Annotated in this window: 15 protein-coding genes and 1 riboswitch; of the genes, 9 read left to right on the top strand and 6 right to left on the bottom strand. The window is 61.8% G+C overall.

Translation table 11 applies throughout. The features are described 5' to 3' along the window. From Q8R10_RS11500 to Q8R10_RS11510, 3 genes are all read right to left on the bottom strand, one after another. On the bottom strand, positions 1-513 hold a 513-nt coding region (locus tag Q8R10_RS11500; protein ID WP_305653891.1), incomplete at its 3' end, for an START domain-containing protein. A 76-nt stretch (positions 514-589) separates the two neighbouring features. Beyond that, complete coding sequence (locus Q8R10_RS11505; RefSeq protein WP_305653893.1) at positions 590-850, bottom strand: YkgJ family cysteine cluster protein; 261 nt, start codon at positions 848-850, stop codon at positions 590-592. Between the two features lie 124 nt (positions 851-974). Then, the gene (locus tag Q8R10_RS11510; RefSeq protein ID WP_305653895.1) at positions 975-1,847 is read right to left on the bottom strand and encodes an NAD(P)-dependent oxidoreductase; all 873 of its coding nucleotides are present in this window, start codon (positions 1,845-1,847) and stop codon (positions 975-977) included. Between the two features lie 93 nt (positions 1,848-1,940). Here Q8R10_RS11510 and Q8R10_RS11515 point away from each other — a divergent pair, with 93 nt between their 5' ends. The 4 genes from Q8R10_RS11515 (at position 1,941) to Q8R10_RS11530 (ending at position 6,159) form a co-directional block, all read left to right on the top strand. Then, positions 1,941-2,492, top strand: coding sequence for an exonuclease domain-containing protein (locus tag Q8R10_RS11515; RefSeq protein WP_305653897.1), 552 nt, complete (start codon positions 1,941-1,943; stop codon positions 2,490-2,492). A gap of 138 nt (positions 2,493-2,630) precedes the next feature. Next, on the top strand, positions 2,631-2,912 hold the full coding sequence (locus tag Q8R10_RS11520) for a pyrimidine/purine nucleoside phosphorylase (protein WP_305653898.1): 282 nt from the start codon (positions 2,631-2,633) through the stop codon (positions 2,910-2,912). A gap of 664 nt (positions 2,913-3,576) precedes the next feature. After that, a complete protein-coding gene (ligB, locus tag Q8R10_RS11525; RefSeq protein ID WP_305653900.1) occupies positions 3,577-5,253 on the top strand; it encodes an NAD-dependent DNA ligase LigB in 1,677 nt (558 codons plus the stop codon). Positions 5,254-5,355: 102 nt separating this feature from the next. Next, positions 5,356-6,159, top strand: coding sequence for an ABC transporter substrate-binding protein (locus tag Q8R10_RS11530; RefSeq protein WP_305653902.1), 804 nt, complete (start codon positions 5,356-5,358; stop codon positions 6,157-6,159). A 57-nt stretch (positions 6,160-6,216) separates the two neighbouring features. On the opposite strand, the gene Q8R10_RS11535 is transcribed toward Q8R10_RS11530, so the two are convergent. The 3 genes from Q8R10_RS11535 to Q8R10_RS11545 all read right to left on the bottom strand — a co-directional run bounded on the left by Q8R10_RS11535 (position 6,217) and on the right by Q8R10_RS11545 (position 7,822). Beyond that, on the bottom strand, positions 6,217-6,702 hold the full coding sequence (locus tag Q8R10_RS11535; protein ID WP_305653904.1) for a GNAT family N-acetyltransferase: 486 nt from the start codon (positions 6,700-6,702) through the stop codon (positions 6,217-6,219). A gap of 58 nt (positions 6,703-6,760) precedes the next feature. Next, on the bottom strand, positions 6,761-7,210 hold the full coding sequence (locus Q8R10_RS11540; protein WP_305654052.1) for a cytochrome c: 450 nt from the start codon (positions 7,208-7,210) through the stop codon (positions 6,761-6,763). A 225-nt stretch (positions 7,211-7,435) separates the two neighbouring features. Beyond that, entirely contained in the window at positions 7,436-7,822 is a 387-nt protein-coding gene (locus Q8R10_RS11545) for an MAPEG family protein (protein ID WP_305653906.1), read from the bottom strand. Between the two features lie 191 nt (positions 7,823-8,013). Continuing rightward, a riboswitch (S-adenosyl-L-homocysteine riboswitch) is annotated at positions 8,014-8,148 on the top strand. 25 nt (positions 8,149-8,173) lie between these two features. Here Q8R10_RS11545 and ahcY point away from each other — a divergent pair. From ahcY to Q8R10_RS11570, 5 genes are all read left to right on the top strand, one after another. Then, entirely contained in the window at positions 8,174-9,580 is a 1,407-nt protein-coding gene (ahcY, locus tag Q8R10_RS11550; RefSeq protein WP_305653908.1) for an adenosylhomocysteinase, read from the top strand. Between the two features lie 153 nt (positions 9,581-9,733). After that, positions 9,734-10,579 carry a methylenetetrahydrofolate reductase [NAD(P)H] gene (gene metF / locus Q8R10_RS11555; protein ID WP_305653909.1) on the top strand — a complete coding sequence of 282 codons (846 nt, stop codon included), beginning with the start codon at positions 9,734-9,736 and terminating at the stop codon, positions 10,577-10,579. 35 nt (positions 10,580-10,614) lie between these two features. After that, positions 10,615-12,891: an outer membrane assembly lipoprotein YfiO gene (locus Q8R10_RS11560; RefSeq protein WP_305653911.1), complete on the top strand. Its 2,277-nt coding sequence runs from the start codon at positions 10,615-10,617 to the stop codon at positions 12,889-12,891. Positions 12,892-12,893: 2 nt separating this feature from the next. Beyond that, positions 12,894-13,613 carry a DUF3142 domain-containing protein gene (locus Q8R10_RS11565; protein ID WP_305653913.1) on the top strand — a complete coding sequence of 240 codons (720 nt, stop codon included), beginning with the start codon at positions 12,894-12,896 and terminating at the stop codon, positions 13,611-13,613. Between the two features lie 219 nt (positions 13,614-13,832). Beyond that, a complete protein-coding gene (locus Q8R10_RS11570) occupies positions 13,833-15,743 on the top strand; it encodes a DEAD/DEAH box helicase (RefSeq protein ID WP_305653914.1) in 1,911 nt (636 codons plus the stop codon). The last annotated feature ends 54 nt before the right edge of the window (positions 15,744-15,797 follow it).

Raw genomic sequence — 15,797 nt, forward strand, 5'->3', positions numbered from 1 at the left:
CACCACAAAGCTGTTGGCCAGCCAGGACGGCACGCTGCCGCCCGGCTCCGAATACAGCTGATAGACCACCTCGACCTCACCGCCCTGTTGCGGCGTCAAGATCCACTGGCCTTCCACCTTGCTGACCCGCACGAAACCTCGCTGCGGCGGCAGGTAGTCGGCAACCCCCCGCAGAATCCGCCTGACGCTGCCGTCGGCGCCACGTTGGGTGGTGATCTGCAGCACCGAATCGCGCGGTTGCACCGGCCAGGGGCTATAAAAACGACTGTAGGTCCAGCTCAAGTTGCCCTGCTGCTTGAGCAACTTCTGCTCGATGCAGGCATGAATCCAGGCGCAGGCCGCGCTGACATCCTCCTGCAGGGCCAATAACCTGGGCATCTCCGCGCGCATGCGGGTGACACCGCGAAACGCCTGGTAGCTGGAGCCCGCCACCCGCTGCAAATAGACCTGGATACCGTCCTCATCCTTGACCAGGCGCCATTCAGCCGCCTGCACCTGGACCCAGCCCAGCATGAGCACAGCGCTCAACAGCCACCACACCAGCCTTCTCATCCCGTCTCCAGCTCCATGCCTGCAATGCTGCACAGTATCAGACCGCGGCGGCAGTGCTCTGCTCCAACCAGCCCAGCAGGTGAAGCGCCTCGGCCGTGCTCGCACCGCAGACCTCCGGGTCGGCGCTAAAGGCGGCGCACACCGCCGGGCGCTCCGGCTGGCCGAAGATCGCGCAATGGTTTTCCGCGGTTAACTGCATGCAACGCACCCCCGCCGGCTTGCCCTGGGGCATACCGGGAATAGGCGAACTGATCGAAGGGGCGATGCAACAGGCACCACAGCCGGCGCGGCACTTCATGGCAAGACAACCTCAAGCACATAGACCAATGGAACCAGGTAGCGATTTTACGTCGTGCGAGCCCGCTTGAGCAGTCGCCCCAGGCAGATTCAGACCAGCGCCAGACGGGAAGTGGATAGCCGGGTTACTCGGGTGCTTGCAAGCGACGCAACAGGCTGGAGGTGTCCCAGCGGCCACCGCCCATGCTCTGGACCTCGGCATAGAACTGATCGACCAGCGCCGTCACCGGCAGCTGGGCACCGTTGTGGCGCGCCTCGTCGAGCAGCATCGCCAAGTCCTTGCGCATCCAGTCCACCGCGAAGCCTAACTCGAATTCACCCGCCAGCATGCTCTTGTGGCGGTTATCCAGCTGCCAGGACTGCGCCGCGCCCTGGCTGATCACCGCCATGGCCGCCTGCCCGTCGAGGCCCGCGCACTGGGCGAAGTGCAAGGCTTCGGCGAGCCCCTGGAGCAGCCCGGCGACGCAGATCTGGTTGACCATCTTGGTCAATTGACCGCTGCCGGCTGGGCCCATCAGCCGCGTCATGCGCGCGTAGGCCTGGATCACCGGTTCGGCACGCGCATAGGTCGCGGTATCGCCGCCCAGCATGATGGTCAATGCGCCACTTTGCGCACCGGCCTGGCCGCCCGACACCGGCGCATCGAGAAAGCCCAGCTGACGTTCGCCCGCCAGCTCCGCCAGTTCACGGGCAAGCTGCGCCGAGGCCGTGGTGTGGTCGACCAGCACCGCCCCCGCCGTCATACCGGCAAAAGCCCCGTCGGCGCCCAAGACCACGCCGCGCAGATCCTCGTCGTTACCCACGCAGACCAGCACCCACTCAGCCCCGGCGGCCGCCTCGCGCGGCGTCGCGGCGGATGTGCCGGCAAACTCGGCCAGCCATTGCGCCGCCTTGGCCGGCGTGCGGTTGTAGACACAGACACTATGCCCGGCGCGGGCCAGATGCCCCGCCATCGGGTAACCCATCACACCCAGCCCAATAAAGGCCACCTTCGCCATACTCACCTCCGAATAACAGGGAAAACAGCCTAACATGGGCTTCGCCGGGCCAGACAAGCCCAGCCGACTCAAACCCTGCGCAATGGAGTGCCGATGAAATACTGGCTAGTGATAGATCTGGAGGCCACCACCGAAGAAGGGGGCTGGCCTCTACAGGAGATGGAGATCATCGAAATCGGCGCCAGCCTGGTCAACGTCGCCGGGCATGAGGTCGAGCATTTCCAGCGTTTCGTGCGGCCACTGCGGCGCCCGCAGCTGACCCACTTCTGCCGCGAACTGACCCAGATCAGCCAGGCCGATGTCGATGCCGCGGCGCCCATGGCCAGCGTCTGGGCGCAATTCGAACACTGGCTGCACAGCCATCGGGCGCACCTGAGCGCCTGGGCCAGCTGGGGCGACTACGACCGCCGCCAGCTCGAGCACGAGTGGCGCAGCCAGCAACTGCTCAGCCAGCTCAGTCGGCTGCCCCACCTCAATCTCAAGCAAAGCTTCGCCGAGGCCCGCCAATTGCCGCGCCAGGTCGGCCTGAAGGCCGCCTTGCAGTTAGCCGGCCTGTCCTTCACTGGCCAGCAACACCGCGCCCTGACAGATGCGCGCAATACCGCCCGGCTGCTGCCCCTGGTGCTGCCGGTGCAAAGCAGATGACGGGCAAAATGCGCTTGGGCATACTGGCGGACCTTTTTTATGGCCTGCCATCCATGGCGGCCACCCTTCGGGCCATCGCTACGCGACGTTAAAAATGGCTCCAGGCAATTTTTTAACCCCCTTTTCGAGGAATTGCAGATGTTCAAGGTCAATGAATACTTCGACGGCACCGTCAAATCCATCGCCTTCGGCATGGCTGAAGGCCCCGCCACCATTGGCGTGATGGCGGCAGGCGAATACGAATTCGGCACCAACCAGCTGGAAGTGATGCACGTGGTCGCCGGCGCCCTGACCGTCAAGCTGCCGGGCAGCGACAGCTGGGAAACCTTCGCCAGCGGCAGCCAGTTCACCGTGCCGGCCAACAGCAAGTTCCAGCTCAAGGTTGCAGTCGATACCGCTTACCTGTGCGAATACCGCTGAGTTCGGCGGCGCCATAGAAACCGGCCCAAGTGGCCGGTTTTTTATTGGCTATGTCAAAATTACGTGTTGCACGCAGCTTTCGTAGGGTGGGTTAGTGGCGCAGAGGCGGGTTGGCAAAGCAACTGCGCAATTGGTGCGCCACGTAACCCACCAAGCGCTAATCGGCCTGTCCCCTCTGGTGGGTTACGGCGCAACTGACTACGCATCAGCAGATAGCTCGTGGTCATGCGCCTAACCCACCCTACGGATTACCGCGCCCCAGGCATCATCTAGCGGGCCCACACGTTTCAACACATAACGGATACATAGCCTTTTTATTGGCTATGTCCCAGTTACGTGTTGCAACACGCAAGTCCCACCTTCACCTGGTTCGTGACCCTGATGAAGGTGGGACAAAGAGCGCTTATGGTCCTGCAGGATAGCCAGTGTGCTCGCGCTCGCTTCGCGGATGAATCCGCTCCTACACAAACCCGGCACCTGCAATAACTTCATCGGCTGACCAACCCTGTAGGAGCGGATTTATCCGCGATTGGCCGGTGCAGACAGCACAGGTATCAAAGCTAATTCCCTCTCGCGCCAATTTAGGTCCCTCGCAACGCATAACTGGGACAGAGCCTTTTTATTGGCCAACGTCTAGGCTGCAAGCATCACTCCCCGAGCAAGGATGCTCTCGATGCCACGCTGGATTGCCTTACCCCTTTGCCTGCTGACCCAACTCACAGTCGCCGCCGACTGCCCCGACCTAAGCCCAGCTCAGGCACAAGCCGAGCTGGCCGAGCGCAGCCAGCAAATCGCGCGATGGGACGACGCCTACCATCACCAAGGCATCGCGCTGATCGCCGACGAACTCTACGACCAAGCCCGCAGCCAGTTAGAACTGTTGCGCAGCTGCTTTGCCAGCAACAGCGCCGATAATCCGCTGGCCAGCAGTGGCGGTCCGCTAAAGCATCCCGTCGCACAAACCGGCCTGAGTAAGCTCGCCGATGAGTCCGCCGTGCGCCAATGGATAAGCACGCATAAAGAGCTGTGGATTCAACCCAAGGTCGACGGCGTCGCGGTGACCCTGGTGTTTCAAGACGGCCGCCTGCAACAGGCCATCAGCCGTGGCGACGGCAACAGCGGGCAAGACTGGACGCGCAATGCCCGGCAAATACCCGCACTGGCGCGGCCGCTGGCCAGCACTGGCAAACTGGTTTTGCAAGGCGAACTCTACTGGCGCTTACCTGGGCATATTCAGGCCAAAGACGGCAGCCTTGGTGCCCGCGGCAAAGTCGCCGGATTAATGGCCAGGCAGCAGCTCAGCGCAAACGACGCCGCGCAAATCGACCTGTTTATTTGGGACTGGCCCGCGGGCCCGGCCAGCATGACCGAGCGCCTCGAAGGCCTGCGCGCCCTGGGTTTTGAGCAGCCGCAGCAACTTAGCCAGCCGATCAGCAGCTTCGAACAAGCCCAGCACTGGCGCGACAGCTGGTATCGCAGCGCACTGCCGTTTGCCAGCGACGGCGTGGTACTCAAACAAAACGCGCGTCCCGCCGCCGAGCGCTGGCAAGCCACGCCACCGGGCTGGGCGGCCGCCTGGAAATACCCAGCAACCCAAGCCTTGGCGCACGTGCGCGCGGTGCACTTCAATATCGGCCGTACCGGCCGCATCACCCCGGTGTTGAGCCTACAACCGCTGCGCCTGGATGATCGCAGCATTAGCCGCGTCAGCCTCGGCTCCCTGCAACGCTGGCAACAACTGGACATCCGCCCCGGCGATCGAGTCGCCATCGCCCTCGCCGGCCTGACCATCCCGCGCCTTGACAGCGTGGTGACACGCAATCCGCAACGGCTTGAACTGGTCGTGCCCAACCCCGCCGATTACCACGCCGGCAGTTGCTGGCAAACCAGCCCCGCCTGCGCCAGCCAGTTTCGCGCCCGCTTGGTTTGGTTAAGCGGCAAGCATGGCTTGGCGCTGCCCGGTGTCGGCCCCGGCAGCTGGGACAAACTGCTCAAAGCCCAACAGCTCAACGGCCTGCTCGATTGGCTAAGCCTGAGCCCAGAGCAGCTTAGTAGCACCCCAGGTTTCGGCCCCCGCAGCGCCAGCAACCTCAGCCACAGCTTGCAAATCGCCACCCGGCGGCCCTTTTTGAGCTGGCTACGCGCCCTCGGCCTACCGTCGGTCGGCAACGCCAAGCTGCCCAACAGCTGGGAGCAACTGGCCCAGCGCAGCCCGCAACAATGGCAAACCGAACCCGGCATCAGCGCCCGCCGCGCCCAGCAACTCAACGCCTTCTTTCGGCAGCCGCAAGTGCTGGCCTTGCGCAGGCAATTGCAGGCGGCGGGGGTGGCAGGTTTTTAAGCGTGTCAGGGCGAATCCACAAGCCAGTAGCAAAGCGCAACTTAATCATCTGAGCTAACCTGAAATATCTACGTCGCTGCGCTTAATTACTGCAAGGTCACCATGACCAAAACGCATCGCACCGCTCTTGCTATTGCCCTACTGACGTCTGCAGCGGCGCAGGCAGAGCCGCCCGCGGTGCTACGCATTTGCTATGAAAATCAGGACTTAATGCCATTCTTCGCCGCAGTAGCAGACCATGGAGAGCCCGGACATGGCTTACTGCTCGAGCTTATTCAGTCAGCGGCACAACAGGCTGAGCTGCGCATTGAGTTCCAACGCCAACCGTGGAAACGCTGCATCCTGCAACTAGAGCAAGGTCAATCCGATGGCATCTTTGCCGTCATCTGGCAGGCCAGCCGTGATTCATGGGGACAGTTCCCCGGACGTGACCCCCAGACCAATGCGCCGGTACAGCCCGGCTATCGGCTCTGGCAAGTTGACTACCCAATCATCAGTCGCAACGGCGGCACGCTGGCGTGGAATGGCACGCAATTTAGCGGCCTGAAAAATGGTTTAAGCGCCCCGCTCGGCTATATCGCCAACCAGCGCCTAGAGAGCTTGGGCGCATTGGCAAAATCCTCCTACAAAGTGGACGTCGCACTCAAAATGGTGGCGGCTGATCGTCTTGACGGCTACGTATTGGAGCGCCAAACCGCCCGCACATACTTGCGCAAATTGGGCCTGCAGACACAGCTAGGCTTTTTGCCTGAGCCGCTGTTAAAAGCCGACTGGTATCTGCCGCTGTCTCATCAGTTTTACCGCGACCATCCAGAACTGGCGCAGCGTTTCTGGCAGGCGCTCAGTGATCAGCGTGAACTGCGCGCAGAGGAACTGACCCGCCGCTATTTGTCAGATCCCGACTGATCGAGCCCCCGCAACAAACAGGCACGGTCCGGCTACAAATGACTGGGTAACCCCGTGCTAACTTACTGACCGCGTCAGCCGCAAATGAATCAGCGCAACGCGCTGGCCACTTTTATCTTGCCGCGCCTCAATCCCATAGGCCGTAAAGCCCAGCGTGGAATACAGCAGCAGGCCGGCGACGTTCTGGTTAAAGCACGAGACTGTCACCTCGCCGGCCTGATGCCTGGTAAAGGCAATAACGATCATCTGCTCAATCAGATAACGCGCCACTCCACAGCCACGGGCATGTGGCGCGACTATCACATTGCCAATGGCACAGCTGCCGCCGGTTTCCCAGCGATAGAAATTGGCAAACGCCACCACCTCGCCATTGAGTTCGACCACCGTGGAATCGCTGCGCAGGTCAATCGCCGCCTGCAACTGCGCAGGCGTCAGCGGGTGACTGGCCTTGGGATAGAAGAAAAACAGCTCCTGCGCGCTGGGCGCAAAAGTACAGATGGCCGCGAGGTCTGGCTCGGTTACCGGGCGCCGAGTTAATTGCATGAGTCCGTCTCCCTGACGCTTAAACCTTCCTTAGCACGGCTTATGCCGCGCAGACACCTCAATAATCGCGAAACTCGTTATGGCAGGCCTCGCAGGCGTTCTCGACTTGCTTGAACGGCTTGGCCAAATTGGCTGGGGTTAGCGGTTTTTGGCTGCTGACCAGCGCCAGATTGGCGGTGGCGCTTTGCAGTTGCTTGGCCAGTTCATCGAAGCGCTGCTGATTAACCCAAACTTCATCTTTGGCGCTACTTTTGCCTTCATCCTTGACCTTGGGAAAGTGCTGCCAAGGCTGCTGCGACAAAGTCGCCAAACTGCTCGCCCCGGCGGCAAACGCTGGCTCGTCGAACTTAACCCGGCCACGCAACATGCCACCGAGCTGTTCGCTGGTCTTGAGCATTTGCTTGAAGAGGGTTTTGCGCTTGCCCAGCGGCGAGTTCGGATCGACCGGCTCGCACGCGGTCAGACTCAAACAGGCCAGCAGAACAACAAACAACCTAGAGGCAAACAAAGAGCTACGGGACATGGCGGATACTGTCGGGGAACCAAAATGGCCGCCAGTATCCGCGCTTCGACGCGTCTTTGACAGCGAGGCAGAACCTGCGCAAGGTCGTCGCGAGCGCAGGTCAGGGCAGCGCCAGCTCCTGCTGGCCTGCTGCATTTCCCGCATCCATGCGGGTCACAAGGCGCAACGCCGCAGGGTGCGCGAAGCCCGCAGCAGACCCTGCACAGGTTCTTAAGCAGCAACCACAAACAGGCTGACAATAATGCCCATGCCAACAGCCCACACCAGGCTGCGCAACGGGCCCAGATCGCGGATGTAGCAAACAGTGAACAGCACGCGGCTAATCACAAAAGCGATGGCCAGGGCATTCAGGGTTGACTGCTCGGCGCCGCCGGCCAGATGGGCAATAATCACCGCGGCGGCGAAGGCTGGGGTCACCTCAAAACCGTTTAGCTGAGCACTGGCGGCACGCTTGCGGGCACCGTCGAGGGTGGCCAGAAAGGCCCGCGGGTCGCGATTCGCCTCAGGACCAAAACCACCGCCGGCAAATTTGGCATAGCCGGTGGCCAGATACGGCAGACACAAGGCGATCAGCACACACCAGTAAGCAATTGTCATGGCAACTCCATTTATTGGTTATTAGAGCCCACAGACTGCCCAAAAGCGCCGCGCAATACCATGACCCAAGCGCCTTATGGGCATGGCAAATAGCTCAGCATGAACAGCAGAAAACCTTGGGCTAAGGCGCGACGCTTGGCTATAATTGCCAAGTTTTCTGCGTGCAGGCTCTGCCTGCACGCTCCCGCCACCTGTCCGAGGGGCGCTGCAGCAGCTTCATGCCTCCCATGAACTGTCAGGCTCGGATGGGGCGTTGCCCTGCTCACCAGGGCTTGAAGCTGCTCAACCGAGCGGCTTCTTAGACGCATCAACGGCGCCCATTCGAATCTTACGAACGAATGGAGACTCACAATGAGTGCTGTTACGCCTGCCGGTTTTACCGATTTTAAAGTTGCTGACATCAGCCTGGCTGCTTGGGGCCGCCGCGAAACCATCATCGCCGAATCCGAAATGCCGGCCCTGATGGGCCTACGGCGCAAATATGCCGGCGAGCAACCGCTCAAAGGCGCCAAGGTCATCGGCTGCATCCACATGACCATCCAAACTGCCGTACTGATCGAAACCCTGGTGGCCCTGGGCGCCGAAGTGCGCTGGTCGAGCTGCAATATTTTCTCCACCCAAGACCAAGCCGCTGCCGCCATCGCCGCCGCCGGTATCCCGGTATTTGCCTGGAAGGGCGAAACTGAGGCCGAGTACGAGTGGTGCATCGAGCAAACCATCCTCAAAGATGGCCAGCCGTGGGATGCCAATATGATTCTCGATGATGGCGGCGACCTGACCGAAATCATCCACAAGAAATACCCGGCCATGCTCGACAAGATCCACGGCGTGACCGAAGAAACCACCACCGGCGTACACCGTCTGCTGGAAATGCTCGCTCGCGGCGAGCTGAAAATCCCGGCCATCAACGTCAACGACTCGGTGACCAAGAGCAAGAACGACAACAAGTACGGCTGCCGTCACAGCCTGAACGACGCCATCAAGCGCGGCACCGACCACTTGCTGTCCGGCAAGCAAGCGTTGGTGATCGGTTACGGCGACGTCGGCAAGGGCTCGGCCCAGTCGCTGCGCCAGGAAGGCATGATCGTTAAGGTCACCGAAGTGGATCCAATCTGCGCCATGCAGGCCTGCATGGACGGTTTTGAGCTGGTCTCGGCATTCAAAGACGGCATCAACGACGGCAGCGAAGGCTGCGTGGACGCCGCTTTGCTGGGCAAGATCGACCTGCTCGTGACCACCACCGGCAACTACAACGTGTGCGACTCGAACATGCTCAAGGCGCTGAAAAAGCGTGCCGTGGTGTGCAACATCGGCCACTTCGACAACGAAATCGACACCGCCTTCATGCGCAAAAACTGGGCCTGGGAAGAAGTTAAGCCACAAGTGCACAAGGTGCATCGCACCGGCCCGAACGATTTCGACGCGCACAACGATGACTACCTGATTCTGCTATCGGAAGGCCGCCTGGTTAACCTGGGCAACGCCACTGGCCACCCAAGCCGGATCATGGATGGCTCGTTTGCCAACCAAGTGCTCGCGCAGATCCTGCTGTTCGGCGCCAAATTCGCTGACCTGCCAGCCGGCGAGAAGACCGCACGTTTGACCGTGGAAGTGCTGCCGAAAAAGCTCGACGAAGAAGTCGCGCTGGAAATGGTTAAAGGCTTTGGTGGTGTCGTCACCCAACTGACCAGCAAGCAAGCCGAATACATCGGCGTGCCGCAGCAAGGCCCGTTCAAGCCACACGCGTATCGCTACTAATAAAACGCCAAGCCGTAGGGTGGGCCGCTTCGCTGCGTAATCCACCGATCACTTCGGCGGGTTACGCGCCGCGCAAATACCACCGCGAGCTTTTGCTCAGGTGGCATGCGGCGCTAACCCGCCCTACGCCCGATGCCTTGAAGGGATTTTTTAATGTCACAAGAACGCCGTTACAGCTTCGAGTTCTTCCCGACCAAGACCGACGCCGGCCATGAGAAACTCATGGCCGTGGCGCGTCAACTGGCGGGCTACAACCCCGATTTCTTCTCCTGCACCTATGGTGCCGGTGGCTCCACCCGTGACCGCACGGTAAACACCGTGCTGCAATTGGATAGCGAAGTGAAGGTGCCGACCGCACCGCACCTATCTTGCGTGGGCGACAGCGCAGAAGATCTGCGCAGCCTGCTCAAGCTGTATCAAAGCAACGGTATCAAGCGCATCGTCGCATTGCGTGGCGACTTGCCCTCCGGCATGGGCATGGCCAGCGGCGAGATGCGTTACGCCAATGAGCTGGTGGAATTTATCCGCACGGAAACCGGCGAGCATTTTCATATCGAAGTCGCCGCCTACCCGGAGATGCATCCGCAGGCGCGCAATTTTGAAGATGACCTGGCAAATTTTGTGCGCAAGGCCCGCGCCGGCGCCGACAGCGCCATCACCCAGTATTTCTTCAATGCCGACAGCTACTTCTATTTTGTCGAGCGGGTACGCCAGATGGGCGTCGACATCCCGATAGTGCCGGGCATCATGCCGATCACCAACTACAGCAAGTTGGCGCGTTTCTCTGACGCCTGCGGCGCCGAGATTCCCCGCTGGATTCGCAAGCAGCTGGAAGCCTACGCGGACGACATGGAGAGCATTCAGGCCTTCGGTGAGCAGGTCATCAGCCAGATGTGCGAACGACTGTTGGCCGGTGGCGCACCGGGCTTGCACTTCTATACCCTCAACCAGGCCGAGCCTAGCCTGGCGATCTGGCACAACCTCAAACTGTCGAACTAACTCAGCCGGCAGTCAATAATTGCTCAAGGATGACCATGCGCCTGCCACGTTTCATACCCCTTCTGCTACTGGCCTGCACTCACACGGCGCAGGCCAGTTCGGATAACTTCTGCAGCCCCAGCTGGGTGTTGACGGCCAAGCAGCCCAACCCCTGCAGCAGCCTGGCGTTTCTCAGCCCGGCCAATGACAGCCGGGTCAACCTGCAACTGTTACTGGCGGATGCCGGGCGCTTGCAGCTCAGCAACCAAGCGCCGAGTGACGACGAGCTGGTGTTTGGCTACGCCCAAGTGCCGTTCGATGTCAGTCGCTTGCTACTGCCACCGAGCACCAACAACTCTGCGGTTAGCGAGCCGGATGCCACGACTGCAGCCCCCGTCGACCCGCAGTTGCAAAAGCTGATCGGCCTGCTTGAGCAGCTCGGTTTACCCCGCGACGAAGCCCTGCTCGGCGACGACCAACCCTTCGCCGAAGGTGAGGGCAATCGCCAACGCAGCAACAACCGTGAAAACGCCAACGCCTTCCTCAGCCAACTACTGGCCAGTGAACTGCCTGCCGCCGAACGCCAAGCCCTGGCCTTGCAGCGCTTGCAACTGCTACACAGCTGGCGCACCGAGCAGGCTGAATCCGCAGCAGCAGAATCTGCAGAACCAGCAGAACCAGCCGAGCAAAGTGAAAGTCTGCCGGCCACTGCGCCCGCAAGCGCCGCAGCTGCCGCAACGCCCATCACCTCGGCCCTCGGCCAACAATTTGCCACCTATCTACACGGCGCCAGCGCCTTCTACACCGGCGACTTCAGCGCTGCCTTGGCAGACTTTCAGGCCCTGCGCGACAGCCCACAACCCTGGCTCAAGCAGGCGGCGCTGTATATGTTGGCGCGCACCGAGCTGAACGCCGCCCAAGCCCAGGCTTTCGATGAGTGGGGCATGCTTGAGAGCAAGCTGCTCGATCAGGCCGCGCTGAACAATACCGACATGGCGTTCCGCACCTACCTCAGCGCCTACCCCCAGGGCAGCTATGCCCAGTCGGCCAAGGGTTTGCTGCGCAAGGTCTACTGGTTGCAGGACGATCAGTCACGACTGGCCGCCGAATACGCCGAGCAGTTCGCCGCCAACACTGGCGCGCAAGATGGCCGCCTGACCGAGCTGACCTTAGAGGTGGATGACAAGCTGCTGCTCAACGGCCAGCCAGAAAACATCAGCGACCCGTTATTACTGGCGACCCTGATCCTCGGCGAGCTGGCACCCCACAGCAAACCCGCAGACAACTTCACCCAGGCGCGCCTGAGCGCCCAACAGAGTCGCTTCAGCGCGCAGCCGCAGCTCTACAACTACCTGCAAAGTGCGCTGTATTTTTATCTCGACCAGGACCCGGCCAAAACCCTCAGCAGCCTGCCGCCACTGGATGCCAGCCAACCACTGACTTACCTGAGTTTTAGCCAGCAGAGCCTGCGCGGCTTTGCTCTGGAGGCGCAGCAGGATTGGGCCGGCGCCCAGGCGCTGTGGCTGCAACTCTTGCCGCTGGCCAAACAACCTTTACAGCACGCACAACTGGAGTTGGCCCTGGCGTTCAACTACGAGCGCGCCCAGCAGCTCGACAAGGTATTCGCCAACGACTCGCCGATTCAGACCCAACAACTGCGCGACATTTTGCTGCGCAACGTCGCCGGCCCCGAGTTGCTGCGCGCCCGTAGCAGTGCTGCCAGCAGCAGCGAAGAATCACAACTGGCGCTGTTTAGCCTGCTCTACAAGGATTTGCTGCGCGGCCACTACCAAGATTTCCTCAAGGACCTGGCCCTGCTGCCGCAACCCCTGCCGGCCGCGAAGCTGACCAATCGCCTGGACCTCTGGTACGGCGAGGCGCCGTCCCTGGCGCTGTTCCAGTGGCCCGGCGGCAGCGGCGACGCCGGCTATAACTGCCCGGCCCTGCGCGATGTGGCAACGCTGCTGGCCAGCAATCCGCAAGACGCTAAAGGCTTGAACTGTTTAGGCGAATTTATCCGCAGCAATGGCCTCGACAGCTTCCCCCTCGACCAGCAGCCGCCAGCCGATGAATTGGGCGGCAGCCGGTCGCAGTTCGGCGGCAAACGTTACTCGCGCCTGGACGGTTATCTGCAGGTGCTCGCCGCGCCAACCGCAGCCAATGACGAGCGCGCCTACGCCCTGTACCGCGCCATCAATTGCTTCGCCCCCAGCGGTTACAACGGTTGCGGCCCGCAGGAAATCGCCCAGGCGCAGCGCAAACAGTGGTTTCAAAGCCTCAAGAGCCAATACCCAAAAAGCCCTTGGGCGCAATCACTCAAGTACTACTGGTAAGCGTGCGCCGCTACGCCGCCGCGCTGCTCTGCCTGCTGACACTGCCGGCCACGCCGGCACTGGCGGCTACGGTGGATGCCAGCCAGTACGACGCCTTCTGGTTATGGAGCGGCGTGCGCCCGCAGCCGGTGCTCGCCCAGGCACGCAGCCTGTATATATTGCAGGGGCAGATCAGCCAACAGCGTTATTCCCACGACCCAACGGCACGCTTTATCGCCCAAGGGCCGGCAGTCCCCAAGGGCAAGCAAGGGCAGATCTGGCTTAGCTACCGCGCGCAAACCCTCGCCTGGAACCCGCAGGTATACGCCAGCCTGCTGGCGCAACTGCAACGCTGGCAACGCGGCGGCAATGCCCTGCACGGCATTCAAATCGACTTTGACGCACGCACCCGCCACCTGGATGAATACCTGGTTTTCCTGCGCGATTTACGCCAACGACTGCCCAAAGAGTACCGCCTGAGCATCACCGGCCTGCTCGACTGGAGCGCCCACGCCGACCCACAGGTGCTCAACCAACTGCGCGGCGTGGTCGATGAAATCGTCATCCAGACCTACCAAGGCCGCCAGACAATCGCCAACTACCCAGCCTACCTGCCGCAAGTCAGCCGCCTGCAACTGCCGTTCAAAATCGGCCTGCTGCAGCACGGCGAATGGCAGGCACCGGCGTATCTGGCCGATTCACCGTGGTTTCGTGGCTATGTGGTGTTTTTGCAAAACCCATAAGTGCTGGCCTGGACCACGGGCCACTGGTCGCCAAGCCGGCATTTGCCCACTAGTCGCACAGCCACCTTGCTCTGTTATACTCCGGGCTCCCGTCAGGCTTGCGCCCGGACACTCGGCACCTTTGCCCAGTAGGACCGGTCGGGAGTGCTCTGCCAGAGCGCCTCATGCCAGACACCATCGCCCTCTCGAGCTCAGCTCGTTACTCAGACAGGATTACTCATGTCCTTTGCTTCCCTCGGTCTCTCCGAGGCTTTAGTCCGCGCCGTCGAGGCTGCCGGCTACACCGAACCTACCCCAGTGCAATTGCGGGCCATCCCTGCGGTATTGCAAGGTCGCGACCTGATGGTAGCGGCCCAGACTGGTACCGGTAAAACGGGCGGCTTCGCCCTGCCCGTATTGGAGCGCCTGTTCCCAGGCGGCCACCCGGACCGCGAACATCGCCACGGCCCACGCCAACCCCGGGTACTGGTGCTAACACCGACCCGCGAACTGGCCGCCCAGGTGCACGACAGCTTTAAGCTGTATGCCCGTGATCTTAAGTTTGTCAGCGCCTGCATCTTTGGCGGCGTCGGCATGAACCCGCAAGTGCAAGCCATGGCCCGTGGCGTCGACGTTCTGGTCGCCTGCCCTGGCCGCTTGCTCGACCTGGCCAGCAAGGGCAGCGTCGACCTGTCGCGGGTCGAAACTCTGATCCTCGACGAAGCCGACCGCATGCTCGACATGGGCTTCGTGCATGACGTGAAAAAGGTCCTGGCTCGTCTGCCGGCCAAACGCCAGAACCTGCTGTTCTCGGCGACCTTCTCGAAAGACATCACCGATCTGGCCGGCAAATTACTGCACAACCCAGAACGCATCGAAGTCACGCCGCCGAACACCACGGTTGAGCGCATCGAGCAACGGGTGTACCGCCTACCCGCCAGTCACAAGCGCGCATTGTTGGCGCACTTGATTACCGCTGGCGCCTGGGAACAGGTGCTGGTGTTTACCCGCACCAAACACGGCGCCAACCGCTTGGCCGAGTTCCTCGACAAGCACGGCCTGTCGTCGGTGGCGATCCACGGTAACAAGAGCCAGAACGCCCGCACCAAGGCCCTGGCTGACTTTAAAAGCAACCAGGTCCGGATTTTGGTGGCCACCGATATCGCCGCCCGCGGCCTGGATATCGATCAGTTGCCCCACGTGGTTAACTTCGAACTGCCCAATATCGAAGAAGATTACGTGCACCGCATTGGCCGTACCGGCCGGGCCGGGCGCAGTGGTGAGGCGATCTCCCTGGTCGCGCCGGACGAAGAGAAGCTGCTCAAGGGCATCGAGCGGATGACCAAGCAGAAAATCGCCGACGGCGACCTGCTCGGTTTTGACTCCAGCACCGTGGAAGCCGAACGCCCAGAAGTGCGCGAACGTCCAGACGTGCGTGGCCGTGGCAGTCGCGAACCGCGCGACCCGAACACCCCCAACGGTGGCGGCGAGCGGCATGGCGGCGGCCGTAAAGACAAAGGCAAAGACACCGGCAAGGACAAACCCGCCAGCCAGGGCCGCAGCCAACCAGCCTCGCGCGAGCCACGCCAACCGCGCAGCAACGCCTCGGCGGCAGCGCCACGGCCAACTCCGGCGCCGCGCCCGAGTGATGATCGCGCACCGGACGAGTTCCGTGATGACGAAGTGGACAACTTCGGCAACCGCGCCGACTACGTCAGCCCGAACCAGAACAAGCAGCAAAACCGTGGTCGGCGCCCCGCCGCCAGCGGTCCAAGTGCGAGCAATGGGGTTGGTCAGCCAGCGCGCAGCCAAGACGGCAAACCCGCTCAAGGTCGTCGTCCGGCCGCTGCCGGTGGTCGTACTGGCGGCGGCGCCAGCGCTGGCGGCCAGCCACGTAGCGGTGGCGGCGGGCGGGGCGGTCAATCGCGCAGCAGTGGCGCGGCACGTGATTCATCCCGTGGCGACTCCTCTCGCGGTGAGCCACAGCGCCAAGAGCCCGCAGTTAGAAGCAGCCGCGACAGCCAGCCGGTGATTGTGCACAAAGAGTCCAAGCGTGATCGCTTGCCCACTCCCGAGCAGCTCGATCAACTGCCCAGCCGTCCACGCAGCGAGCGCCCGGCACTGCTGACGCGTAACCGCGACAGCCAGTAGTTCAGGCAATAAAAAACGCCGGCCCCATCACTTAATCGGGCCGGCGTTTTTTAT

The sequence above is a fragment of the Pseudomonas sp. genome (assembly GCF_030698175.1).
Classification (GTDB): Bacteria; Pseudomonadota; Gammaproteobacteria; order Pseudomonadales; family Pseudomonadaceae; genus Aquipseudomonas.